The organism is Brachybacterium sp. SYSU DS0246 (assembly GCF_059391765.1).
This window is the reverse complement of the sequence record NZ_JBZXYT010000011.1, coordinates 1-12,009: the sequence shown is the minus strand read 5'-3', so window position 1 is coordinate 12,009 and position 12,009 is coordinate 1. Positions and strand designations below refer to the sequence as shown.

General features: G+C 72.3%; 11 protein-coding genes and 1 riboswitch. Of the genes, 6 read left to right on the top strand and 5 right to left on the bottom strand.

The genetic code is table 11. The features are described 5' to 3' along the window. Positions 1–6: 6 nt before the first annotated feature. Positions 7–684, bottom strand: coding sequence for a thiamine phosphate synthase (gene thiE / locus AC5020_RS07070; protein WP_464987732.1), 678 nt, complete (start codon positions 682–684; stop codon positions 7–9). A 126-nt stretch (positions 685–810) separates the two neighbouring features. After that, a riboswitch (TPP riboswitch) is annotated at positions 811–917 on the top strand. Here thiE and thiO point away from each other — a divergent pair. The 4 genes from thiO (at position 912) to AC5020_RS07050 (ending at position 4,434) form a co-directional block, all read left to right on the top strand. Next, positions 912–2,114, top strand: coding sequence for a glycine oxidase ThiO (gene thiO, locus AC5020_RS07065; protein ID WP_464987731.1), 1,203 nt, complete (start codon positions 912–914; stop codon positions 2,112–2,114). It overlaps the preceding riboswitch by 6 nt. Further along, positions 2,111–2,353 (top strand): sulfur carrier protein ThiS, encoded by a 243-nt coding sequence (gene thiS / locus AC5020_RS07060; RefSeq protein WP_377020241.1) that lies wholly within the window; start codon positions 2,111–2,113, stop codon positions 2,351–2,353. Before thiO ends, thiS begins: the two co-directional genes overlap by 4 nt. A gap of 3 nt (positions 2,354–2,356) precedes the next feature. Then, a complete protein-coding gene (locus tag AC5020_RS07055) occupies positions 2,357–3,238 on the top strand; it encodes a thiazole synthase (protein ID WP_464987730.1) in 882 nt (293 codons plus the stop codon). After that, on the top strand, positions 3,232–4,434 hold the full coding sequence (locus tag AC5020_RS07050; RefSeq protein WP_464987729.1) for a ThiF family adenylyltransferase: 1,203 nt from the start codon (positions 3,232–3,234) through the stop codon (positions 4,432–4,434). The genes AC5020_RS07055 and AC5020_RS07050 overlap by 7 nt, the downstream gene beginning before the upstream one ends. Before the next feature lie 53 nt (positions 4,435–4,487). On the opposite strand, the gene AC5020_RS07045 is transcribed toward AC5020_RS07050, so the two are convergent. From AC5020_RS07045 to AC5020_RS07030, 4 genes are all read right to left on the bottom strand, one after another. Then, positions 4,488–5,540 carry an NAD-dependent protein deacetylase gene (locus tag AC5020_RS07045; RefSeq protein WP_464987728.1) on the bottom strand — a complete coding sequence of 351 codons (1,053 nt, stop codon included), beginning with the start codon at positions 5,538–5,540 and terminating at the stop codon, positions 4,488–4,490. After that, positions 5,537–6,469 carry a DedA family protein gene (locus AC5020_RS07040; protein ID WP_464987727.1) on the bottom strand — a complete coding sequence of 311 codons (933 nt, stop codon included), beginning with the start codon at positions 6,467–6,469 and terminating at the stop codon, positions 5,537–5,539. The genes AC5020_RS07045 and AC5020_RS07040 overlap by 4 nt, the downstream gene beginning before the upstream one ends. 300 nt (positions 6,470–6,769) lie before the next feature. Beyond that, positions 6,770–8,068, bottom strand: coding sequence for an ABC transporter substrate-binding protein (locus tag AC5020_RS07035; protein ID WP_464987726.1), 1,299 nt, complete (start codon positions 8,066–8,068; stop codon positions 6,770–6,772). A gap of 41 nt (positions 8,069–8,109) precedes the next feature. After that, the gene (locus AC5020_RS07030) at positions 8,110–9,420 is read right to left on the bottom strand and encodes an ABC transporter substrate-binding protein (RefSeq protein ID WP_464987725.1); all 1,311 of its coding nucleotides are present in this window, start codon (positions 9,418–9,420) and stop codon (positions 8,110–8,112) included. Between the two features lie 607 nt (positions 9,421–10,027). On the opposite strand from AC5020_RS07030, the gene AC5020_RS07025 reads away from it, so the two are divergent. Further along, positions 10,028–11,323 carry an ABC transporter substrate-binding protein gene (locus tag AC5020_RS07025; protein ID WP_464987724.1) on the top strand — a complete coding sequence of 432 codons (1,296 nt, stop codon included), beginning with the start codon at positions 10,028–10,030 and terminating at the stop codon, positions 11,321–11,323. Between the two features lie 109 nt (positions 11,324–11,432). Next, positions 11,433–12,009 (top strand): carbohydrate ABC transporter permease (locus AC5020_RS07020; RefSeq protein WP_464987723.1); only part of this gene is annotated, 577 nt, incomplete at its 3' end.

Below are 12,009 nucleotides of genomic sequence, written 5' to 3'. Positions count from 1 at the left end.
CGCCGGTCAGCTCGTGAGGGCGTCCCGCAGCGTCCGGGCCGCTGCCTCGGGATCGTCGGCCTCGGTCACGGCGCGGACCACCACGATCCGCTCGGCGCCGACGGCGAGCAGCTCGGGGACACGCTCCGCGTCGACTCCGCCGATGGCGAAGAACGGCTTCGCCTCCCCCGTCCGCCGGGCGGCGGCGCGCGGCAGGTCGAGGCCGACGGGGGCGCGGTCCGGCTTCGTCGGCGTCGCCCACACCGGACCGGTGCAGAAGTAGTCCAGGCCCGCATCGGCGTCGGCCGCCTCCATCTGCTCCGTGGTGCGGGTCGAGCGGCCGATCAGGACGTCCCGGCCCAGCAGCGCACGGGCATCCAGCGTGCTCAGGTCGCCCTGGCCGAGGTGGAGGATGTCCGCGCCGGCCAGCGCGGCGACGTCGGCCCGGTCATTGGCCGCCAGCAGCGTGCCGTGCGCGTCGGCGATCGGCCGCAGCGCCCGCAGGGCCTCGACCTCGGCGCGGGCCTCGGCCGCCTTGTCCCGCACCTGCAGGATGTCCACCCCGCCGCGGAAGGCGGCCTCGGCGAAAGCCAGCAGGCCCTCGAGCCCGCGCGAGAGATCGACGCAGACGTACAGGCGGGAGGCGCGCAGGGCTTCGCGGCGCCGGGCACCGGCCTCGCTGGTCGCCGACGAGTGAGCGTTCATGGGCACAGCCTGGCACAGAGCGTGACCGGGACCCGGAATCTCCGGCCTGCCGGCGCCGTGCCGCCGGCACCGTGCCGCAGGCACTGGCCCGCCGGCTCGTCGGCGTCTGCGCCGGCGCGTAGACTCGAGGGGTTCCGTGGGAGCCCGAGACGCCGGGCTGAGAGGGCGCAGCGCGCCGACCACCAGCACTGGATGCGGATCATGCCGCCGTCAGGAGGAATCTCAGGATGCGTGCCATGCATGTCGCCGTCATCGGCGCGGGCATCGTCGGCCTGCTCACCGCCGCCGAGCTGCGAGCGCGTGGTCACCGCGTGGAGATCCACGCCGAGGGGGTCGCCGACGGGGCCACGTTCGCGGCCGCCGGGATGCTCGCCCCCGCCGCGGAGATCCAGGTCGGGCAGGGCCCGCTGTGGGCCATAATGCGCGAGGCCTCCCAGGCGCACCGCGATCTCGCGAGCCGCCTCGCCGCGCGCACCAGCGTGGACCCCGGCTACCGGGACGATTCGACCGTGGTCATCGGGCGGGACCACGCCGACGCCGCCGCGCTGCGCGACCTGGCCGAGATCCAGCGCTCCACCGGAGCGGCCGTCCGCGAGCTCCCGCCCCGGGAGCTGCGCCGTCTCGAGCCCGCCCTGGCCCGCGGCATCGCCGGCGCGCAGCTGATCGAGCACGACCACCAGGTCGACCCGCGGCGCCTGGCCGCCGCCGTCCAGGACATCCTGGCCGGAGCGGGCGGACCCGGGGACGGCCCCGCCGTTCCCATCCACCGTCGCCGCCTCACCTCGCTCGAGGAGATCGACGCCGAGAGGATCGTGCTGGCCGCAGGGCTCGGTGCGGGAGAGATCGCGGGCCCGCACCGCCGCCTCGACCTCGCCCTGCGCCCCGTCCACGGCGACATCCTGCGCGTGCGCGTGCCGACCTCGCTGCTGGCCCCGGGCGAGGACAACCTGGTGGCCCGCACCGTGCGCGCCACCGTGCGGGGACGATCCGTCTACCTGGTCCCGCGCGCCGATCGCCACCTGGTCATCGGTGCCACCAGCCGCGAGGACGACCTCGCCGGCACCTCCACCGGCGGCGTCCACCAGCTGCTCCAGGACGCGATCGAGATCGCCCCGTCCGTGCGGGAGACCGAACTGGTCGAGGTCACCACCCGGGCACGCCCCGGCACCCCCGATGACCTCCCGCTGCTGGGCCCCGTGCCCGGCGATGACCGCGTGATCGTCTCGACCGGCTACCACCGCCACGGGATCCTGCTGTCCGCCTGGGCCGCCCAGCGCACCGCCGAGCTGCTCGAGGACCCCGCCGCGCCCCGCTCGCAGCTGCTCGACGCGGTCCGGCCCGAACGCTTCACCATCCCACCGCCGACGGCGTCCCTCCCGCCATCCCCCGTACCCAGCGCCACCGCCTCATCCGCCCAGGAGAACCCATGAATCTGTCCCTGACCGTCAACGGCGACGAGGTCGCACTCCCGCCGGGAAGCACCGTCCGCGACCTGGTCAGCTCCCGCCTCGGCCAGGAGATCGGCGAGGACGGCCGCGCGAGCGACGGCAGTCCGCTCGGCGTCGCCGTCGCCCTGGACGACACCGTCGTGCCCCGCACCCGCTGGGCCACGACGCCCGTGCCCGATGGCGCGCGCTGCGAGTTCGTCACCGCCGTGCAGGGAGGCTGACCCATGACCCGCCCCTCCGCACGTCCCGACCTCGCCGACGACTCCTTCACCATCGCCGGCACGCCCCTGACATCGCGCCTGATCATGGGCACCGGCGGGGCCACCGACCTCGCCGCGCTCGAACGCGCCCTGGTCGCCTCCGGCACCGCGCTGACCACCGTCGCGATGCGCCGCTTCTCCGCGGCCACCGGCAACTCGGTGTTCACGCTGCTCGAGCGGCTCGGGATCAAGGTGCTGCCCAACACCGCCGGCTGCTTCAGCGCCCGCGACGCCATCCTCACCGCGGAGCTCGCCCGTGAAGCGCTGGAGACGAACTGGATCAAGCTCGAGGTCATCGCCGACGAGGACACCCTGCTGCCCGACGGCATCGAACTGGTCGAGGCGACCGCCGAGCTGGTCCGGCGCGGCTTCACCGTGCTGCCCTACACCACCGACGATCCCGTGCTGGCCCGTCACCTCGCCGACGCCGGCGCCGCCGCGGTGATGCCGCTCGGCTCACCGATCGGGACGGGACTGGGCATCCTGAACCCGCACAACATCGAGCTGATCACCGCCCAGGCCAGCGTTCCGATCGTGCTCGACGCCGGGATCGGCACCGCCTCGGACGCGGCGCTGGCCATGGAGCTGGGATGCGACGCCGTGCTCGTGGCCAGCGCCGTCACCCGCGCCCAGGACCCCGAGGCCATGGCCCGGGCGATGGACTGGGCCGTGCGCGCGGGTCGCGCCGCCGCCGGGGCCGGACGGATCCCGCAGCGCCGCCTGGCGCTGGCCTCCTCCAGCTTCGAGGGGCTCATCGAGACCGACGCCGGCGATGCCGGGAACGGCGAGGCGGTCGGCGCGGCCGGGGCGCCCGCCGCGACCGGACGGATGGCCGAGTCATGGTGAGGGCCGTCCCCGACCGCAGCCCGTCGGCCGCCGTATCCCACGGCCAGAGGCTCCCACCGCTCGCCGAACCCGGCCCCGAGCTGACGGCGGAGCAGATCGAGCGCTACCGGCGCCAGATCACCCTCGACCAGATCGGCACCCTGGGCCAGCGCCGCCTGCGCGCGGCGCGGGTGCTGCTGATCGGGGCCGGCGGCCTGGGCAGCCCGGCGCTGAGCTATCTCGCCGGAGCCGGGATCGGCACGATCGGCATCGTCGATGACGACGACGTCGACGTCTCCAACCTCCATCGCCAGGTCATCCACGGCACTGAGGACGTCGGCACCCCGAAGGTCGCATCGGCCGCCCGCGCCGCCCAGCGGCTGAACCCCGAGGTCGCCGTCGAGGCGCACCACCAGCGGCTCAGCCCGGAGGGTGCTGTCGACCTCGTCGGGCGCTACGACGTGGTCGTGGACGGCTCGGACAACTTCGCCACCCGCTACGTGGTCGCCGATGCCAGCGAGATCACCGGGGTGCCGATGGTGTGGGCGGCCGTGCTGCGCGGCCAGGGACAGGCCAGCGTGTTCTGGCCCGGCCGCGGCGCCCACTACCGCGACCTGTTCCCCGAACCCCCGGCCCCCGGGGACGCACCCTCCTGCGCCGAGGCGGGCGTGCTGGGCTCCCTGCCCGGACTGCTGGGGACGATCATGGCCGCCCAGGTGATCCAGCTGGTCACCGGCACCGGCGACCCCCTGGTGGGGCGACTGCTGCTGTGGGACGAGGCCACCAGCAGCTCGCGCACGCTGCGCCTGGAGCCGGACCCGGATCGCACCCCGGCCACCCGGGTGCAGGTCCCGGCCGCCGCGGACCCCGCGTGCCACAGCGGCGGTCCGGGGCCGGAGGAGACCCTCGATGCCTCCGCTCTGCGGGAGCTGCTCGCCCGGAGCGCGGGGATCACGCTGATCGATGTGCGCGAGGACTGGGAGGTCGCCGCCGGCACCATCGAGGGGGCCGTGCACGTGCCGGTCGGGGAGATCCTCGAGCATGGCGCGGACGCGCTTCCCGACGGCACGCTGGGTACCGAGACCGTCCTGTACTGCCAGGCCGGGTCACGCTCAGCCCGGGCCCTGGAACGGCTGCGCGGATCCTGGCACGGGCGCGAAGGGCGCCTGCGGCACCTCGAGGGCGGCTATTCGGCCTGGAGCCCGCGGGGCCGCTGACCCTGCGCAGGGCGGCTGACGCCGGGCAGGGCCGCTGACCCCGGGCCGACCTGTCAGGAACCGGACCCGGCCCCGGTCGCTCGCGCCCACACGGCGAGCACCTCCTCGATCCGCCCGTGCAGGCGCACCGTGGCGTCGGGGTCCGCTCGGGTGGGGCCGTCGTTGAGGATGACCACCGGCTTTCCCTGTCGGCCGGCGGCGCGCACGAAACGCAGTCCCGACTGCACCGAGAGGCTCGAGCCGAGCACCAGCAGCGCGTCGGCCGCCTCGAGCGCTGCGAACGCCGCCGCGACCACCTCGGGCCGCGCGGACTCGCCGAAGAACACCACGTCGGGCTTGAGGATCCCGCCGCACAACGGGCAGCCCGGATAGCGGAACCTGCTGGTGCGGTCCACCTCGGCGTCCCCGTCGGGCGCCTGGGCGGCGTCGGCCGCCAGCTCCGGCAGCCGCGCCGCCAGCTCCGGATTCATCACCAGCATCCGTGAGTGCAGCGTCGCGCGGGAGGTGAGGGTGTCGCACTGCTGGCAGCGCACCCGGTCCAGGCGACCGTGCAGGTCGATCACCGGATGGGAGCCGGCCGCCTGGTGGAGCCCATCGACGTTCTGGGTGATTACCCCGGTGGTGGGGAACGCGGGGCCGGCGAGGGCGGCCAGCAGGTGATGCGCGGGGCCGGGCCGGGCACGGGCGAACTGCTCCCAGCCGACGGTGGAGCGCGCCCAGTAGCGGCGGCGGGCCAGGTCATGGCCCATGAACTCCTGATACGTCATCGGTGAGCGGGGTACGGCGTCGCGGCCGCGGTAGTCCGGCAGTCCCGAACCGGTGGACATCCCCGCACCGGTCAGCACCGCCACCGGCGCTCCGCGCAGCAGGTCGAGACCCGCCTCGATGTCCGCCGTCGGACTCTCGAGCCCGTACTGCGCGCTGGCCATCGGTCCCCAGGCGGCCCGACGTCCGTGGCGCCGGGAAGGGGCCGGGGCGGGGGAGCGGCCGACGGGAGCGGCGGCGGTGGAGAACCAGCGGCCGACGTCCCCTGCGGGTCCGGCCCGGCCGACGGGGGCGCCGGCCCCGGTGCGACCGTCCTCGACGGGGTCGTGCGAGGTGCTCATCTCTCCAATGTAGGCCGCGCGCGCTCAGGGTCGGCACCGCTGTGGCGACCGGCACCCGAGCCGGGCCCGGCCGCTGAGCCGGGCCGGGCCGCTGAGTCGGGCCCGGCACCGCCCGTGCCGTCGGGGCCGGTGTCGCCCGTACCGTCGACCCTGGCGCCGCCCGTGCCGTCGGCCCCGGCGACAGGCGCGTCCTCGCTCTGTGTCCGGCGCCGGCCGTCGCCCTCGTCGCCAGCCGGCTCCTCGGCTCGGACCTCACCCTCGTCGAGGGCTGTCTTTTCGGCCCGGTCCCCGCCCTCGCCGAAGGCCTTCTCCTCGCCGTCGGTGACTTCGCGCGAGCCCCTCACCCGCTGGATGATGAAACCGATCAGCGCCAGGATCCCGATGCCCGCGAGGATCGAGGAGTAGATCCGCACGAACGCTTCGAGCGCCTCCCCGCCGGCCTGGCCGAAGAAGTACCCGGCGATCACGAACGCGGCGTTCCAGATGCCCGAGCCGAGGCCGGTGGCCAGGGCGAACAGGGAGACCGGCATCTTCTCGATCCCCGCCGGGATGGAGATGAAGGTGCGCACCATCGGCACGAAGCGGGCGATCGCCACCGCCGGGAATCCCCATCGCTCGAAGAACCGCATCGCGACGTCGACGTCCTTGGTCTCCATCAGCGGGATCCGGCGGACGAGGGCCTGGGTGCGGGCCAGGCCCAGTGCCCGACCGACGGTGTACACCCCCAGCCCGCCGAGGACGGAGCCCAGCGTGGTCCAGAACAGCGGCACCAGGAAGCTCTGCCCGTTCGCCGCGGCGCTGACGCCGGAGAACGGCAGCAGGATCTCGCCGGGGACCGGGGGGAACAGTGCTTCGGCGGCGATGACCAGGGCCAGCCCCGGCCCGCCGAGGAAATCCATGAGGCGGAGGGACCACTCGGTGAAGTTCATGCCCGTCTCCGTCCGCCCGGCCTGTCGTGTCAGGGCACGTTAGCGCTCCGGTGTGTCGCGGAGTTTAACGGCGCGTGGCCGGCGGCGACCCGGGGCCGGGCGCACCCCGTCGCCGTGGCGGCGACCCGGGGCCGGGCGCACCCCGTCGCCGTGGCGGCCCGGGGCGTCGGGCGAGCACCCCCTCTGCAGGGCCACTTGGACCTCCCCATAACGGCCTCTCGGAGGGGGTGCTCGCGGCGGGCGGGGTGCTGGCGGCGGGTGGGGTGTTGGTAGCGGACGGGATGCTGGCAGAGGGCGGGGTCATGCTTCCACGGCGGCCACGGCCTCCTGGTGCCACGCTTCCGCGGCGTCGGCGGGCGTCGCGTCGCCGAACAGCACGGCGTTCTGGTGGCGCGGGGTGATCTCCTCGACCGCGGTGGACCCCGCGGGACCGATCCAGGTCTGTTTCAGGTCCATCTCGCCGAGTGCGGAGATGTACTCGACCTCGCGCTGTGCGGTCTCGGAGAGCTCCTCGAGGATCGCCTGGCGCACCGATTCGATGGCCGGGACCCCGCGATCGGTGAGGATGAGCTTCGCGGCGTCCAGGTCGCTGACCAGGAAACTGACGAACTTCGCGGCGAGGTCAGGGGACGCCGTGCGAGCGGAGATCGTGTAGAACTGGGAGGACTGCAGCCAGGCGCCCGGCTCCTGCGACTCGCCGGGGATCTTGACGATCTCCAGAGCGGCGCCGGAGGCCGTGGCCAGGGCGGTCAGAGAGCTGGACCAGTCGAGGGCGAAGCCGGCGAGCCCGCGGCCCATGAGGGTCTGCTCGGGCCCGACGTCGGTGAGCTCCACGATCTGCTCGGCGCTCGGGCTCGCCCCGGAATCGATCAGCGATGTCGAGTACTCGAAGAACGCCTCCACGGTCTCGGCACTCACACCGATCTGCCCGTCCTCGGTGTAGAGGATCTCCCCGTGCTGACGCGCCCATAGGTCCACCGAGTCGTGCGTGAACACCGTGCCGGATCCGAAGGTGCCCTCGGGGCTGCCCTCGCTCACGGCCGTGGCGATCTCGCGGTAGTCCTCCCAGGTCCAGGTCTCCGTATCGGGCATCTCGACGCCGGCGGCCTCCAGCACGGCAGGATTGACGATCATCCCGGGGGCGTTGATGCCCGTGGTCACGGCGTACTGGGTGCCGTCGACCTGACCGTTGGTCAGAGCCACGTCGTCCATCTCGGAGAGGTCGAGGGTGTCTTCGACGGTGCTGAGGTCCAGCAGGACGTCGCGGGCGACGTACTCGGCGGGGTAGGCGCCGCCCATCGTGATCACGTCGGGCTCGTCCCCGGCGGCGACCGACGTCGCGAGCCGGTCGAAGTAGCTGGCGAGGTCCGCGGGCTCACCGCTGATGGTGACGTCGGGGTTGCGCTCGATGAACAGGTCGATCACGGCTTGGGTGGTCTCGGCGCGCTCCGGATTCCCCCACCAGGAGAAGCGCAGCGAGTCGCCGCCGTCCTCGCCCGAGCCTCCACCGCCGCTGTTGGGGCCGCAGGCGGCCAGACCGCTCAGGGCGAGGGCGCCGAGGGGCACCGTGGTCATCGCGGTGCGTCTGGTCAACGTCATGGTTCCTCCTGCATGCGGGCTGCCTCAGAGCCCGGGCTGCCTCAGGTCTCGGGCTGCATGCTCTCGAGCTGGGTGAGGATCTCGTCGGCGACGTCCTCCGGCGGGCGGCTGCCGAACAGCGACTCCTCGCTGAGCCTGCTGAACTCGTCGCCGAAGCCGACTCCCGAGGCGGGTGTCACCAGTGGTGGCCGTACTACCTCGGCCTGCATGTCGCGGGCGAAGTCGAGCGAGACCATCTCGTTCTCATCGAGGGCGGGCTCGATCTCCTCCTGCAGGTCGGGGAAGGCCGTCACCCCGCGCTCGATCTTGAGGATCTTGGCCGCCTCGGGATCGCGCAGCAGGAAGTCCACGAGCGTCGCCGAGCCGTCCGGGTTGGCGGTGTCGGCGGAGATCGACCAGTACATCGAGGCCTTGTTGACCATCTGGTGGTCACCGCTGCTGCGGGCGGGCAGCCGCAGCAGCTGCAGCGGGGAGCCCGAGGAGGCCTGGAACGTCTGGACCTGGGTATGGAACTGGAGGTGGAAGGCCGAGCGGTTGTTGCCGAACCGGCCCTGCTCCACGCCGGCGTTGAAATCCTCCAGCTGCTCGCCGGGGGCGAGGACGGCGCCGCTCTCGACCAGGCCCAGCGCGTATTCGAGGTAGGCGACGATCGTGTCCTTGCTGATCAGTATCTCGTCCTCGCGCGGGAACAGCTGCTCACCGCTCTGGCGGGCCCAGGCGGCGAGCTCCGCGGCGGAGGTCCCGAAGAAGTCGAAGCCGACGACGTCCTCGCCGGCGCCCTGCGCCCAGTCGGTGACCGACGTGGCGATCTGCGCGAACTCGTCCCAGGTCCAGGTGGTGTCGTCCGGCATCTCGACCCCGGCCTGCTCGAGGATCGTGGGGTTCACCCCGACGGCGAAGATCCCTATGCCCAGCGGTGCACCGACGAGGGTGCCGTCGGCCAGGCGCCCGGTCTCGAGCATGTCCTCGTCCATGGCGCTGAGATCCAGCACGTCCGAGACGCTCTCGAGGTCGAGGAGGGACCCGCGGGTGCCGTAGGAGTCGATGTAGGCCTCGTCCATCTGCATGACATCGGGCGAGTCGCCGCCGGCGGTCTGCGTGGCGAGCTTGTCCCAATAGCCGGTCCATTCGCTGTACTCGGGGGAGACGCTGATGTCCGGGTGGGACTCGGAGAAGAGGTCGAGGGCCTCCCGGGTCATGCCGTCCCGGAGCTCACCGCCCCACCAGTAGATCCGCACGGAGTTCTCGTCGCCCTCGTCGGCGGCGTTCGGGCCGCAGGCGGCGAGCGTGGACAGAGCAGGAAAGGTGCCGGCTGCGGCGAGCAGTCCGAGCGTGCTTCGGCGGGAGATCATCATTGATCCTTCGACAAGGGGCGGGCCCGTCAGCACGGGGCTGACGGAGCTGAGGAGCGGGCGATCCCGGCCCGCCTGCGGGGTGGGGGCAGGGCATAATGGGCGGGAGACGGACTGAGTCGTTTCAGGGTTAGTTGTGGGCTCAGACTAATCATGTGGTGCGGGACACACAAGAGCCCGCCGAGTCGCGCAAGGCAACGGTTGGGCAACGGTGGGAAATCCTGCGTCGGGGCCCCTCGGGAGTCGGGTTGACAAGCCGACGGTCAAGCGCTTTCCTTAGGTGGTCGTTCTCCGTGACGGCCACCACACGATCCGGTGCAGGCACCGGCCACGGAGCCGGCACCGTTCACGCCACGTCTCATCATGAAAGAGCTCCATCACCGGGATCCCGGCGCCGCGAGCCACGCAGCGCCCAGCACCCGGGAACCAGGACCCACGACACAGGAGTCAGGACCCAGCACCGGGAGCCAGGACCCGGGACCCGGAGGCCGTTCCGGTCGACGGCGACCACGGCGGTCGTCCCGACCCGCCGCCTCTCGCTCGGGGCGGCTCCAGAATTCCGTACCCAGCCGCCCCGGCGGCGCTCTCGACGATCAAAGGAGATCTCATGTACACCCGACGCTCAGCCCTCGCGCTCGGCCTCGCCGCTCCCGGTCTGGCCGGGCTCGCCGCCTGCGGCCCCAACGCCTCCGGCGGGTCCAGCGGCTCCGACGGCGCCGCCGCACTCCGCCTGGCCTGGTGGGGGAACCCCACCCGCGACGAGAACACCGCCAACGTGGTCGAGGCCTACAAGGAGGTCGACGACTCCGTGACGATCACGCCGGAGCCGGGGGAGTGGGGCGGCTACTGGGACAAGCTGGCCACCCAGGCCGCCGGCGGCGACTTCCCCGACATCGTCCAGATGGACGAGAAGTACCTCAGCGAGTACGGCGGCCGCGACCAGCTGCTGGACCTCGCCGAGGCGGGCCTGGCCACCGACGAGTTCGCCGAGGGATCGGTCGAGGTCGGTGAGGTCGAGGGCAAGGGCCTGGTCGCGATCAACGCCGGGCTGAACTCGTTCACGTTCCTCATCAGCCCCGCCATGTTCGAGGAGGCCGGGGTCGAGATCCCCGACGACACCACCTGGACCTGGGACGACCTCATCGACACCGCCGTCCAGATCTCCGAGGCCACGCCCGACGGCACCTGGGGCGTCTCCCAGCTGGGCCCCGTCCAGGGCATGTTCCAGGTCTGGGCGCGCCAGCAGGGCCAGGACCAGTACAAGGACGGCGGGCCCGGCTTCGACGCCTCGGTGGCGACCTCGCTGCTCGAGTACGCACTGCGGATCCAGGACTCCGGGGCCGGGCCCGACGCGAGCACGTCGGTCGAGGACGCCAACCAGACCCTGGACCAGACCCTGTTCTCCACCGGGCGCGTCGCCATGACGGTGGCCTGGTCCAATCAGGTCGTCGCCCACGATGCTGTCATCCCCGGCGGCGTCCAGGTGCTGCGACCGCCATCGGTGACGGGCTCCGCCGCCGATGCGCAGCTGTGGTACAAGGCCTCGATGTACTGGGCGGTCTCCCAGGCGTCCCAGAACCCCGAGGCGGCCGTCGCCTTCGTGGACTTCCTCGTGAACTCGCCCGAGGCCGGGAAGATCCTCTCCGTCGAGCGCGGGGTCCCCGGCAACCTCACGGTGCGCGAGGCCATCGTGCCCGACCTCGACGAGGCGAACCTCAAGGCCGTGGACTTCCTGGAGTCCATCGAGAGCGAGCTCGGACCGTCTCCCGAGCTCACCCCGCAGGGCGGCGGCGAGTTCGAGGCGATCCTCAAGCGGGTCGGGGAGGACGTGCTGTTCGGCACGATCACCGCCGAGGAGGGCGGGCAGCGCCTGCTCGACGAGCTCGACGCGGCCATCGGCTGATCCGGCTCATCGTGGTTCGACCTGAGCCCGGCCGCACGTCGCCGGTCCCGGTGGGGAGAACTCCCCGCCGGGCCGGCGGCACCGAAGAATCCGAGAAGGGAAGTAGTTCATGAGCGCTGTGGGAGAGCTGACGCAGCTGGCGTCGCGGCGCCGCCAGAAGGGTGGTGTCAAGGAGAAGCACCCCGACAACAAGCCGGCGATGGTGTTCATGCTGCCGTGGTTGCTGGGGTTCCTCGGGATCACGCTGATCCCGATGATCGCCTCGTTCGCCCTGGCATTCACCGATTACAGCTTGCTGGCTCCGCCGGAGTTCGTGGGGCTGGCGAACATCAAGGAGATGATCGGTGATTCGCGGCTGCACAACTCGCTGGTGGTCACGTTCATCTACGTGTTCGTGGGTACGCCTTTGCAGCTGCTGGCGGCGCTGCTGCTGGCGGTGGTGCTGAACCAGGGCATGAAGGCGCTGGCGTTCTATCGCTCGGTGTTCTATCTGCCGTCCCTGCTGGGCGGCTCGGTCGCGATCGCGATCCTGTGGCGCCAGATGTTCGGCGCCAGCGGTCTGGTCAATCAGATCGGGGAGATGCTGGGATTCGAGAACCTGCCCGGCTGGGTGTCCAATCCCGATACGGCGCTGGGCACGATCATCCTGCTGCACGTGTGGACGTTCGGGTCTCCGATGATCATCT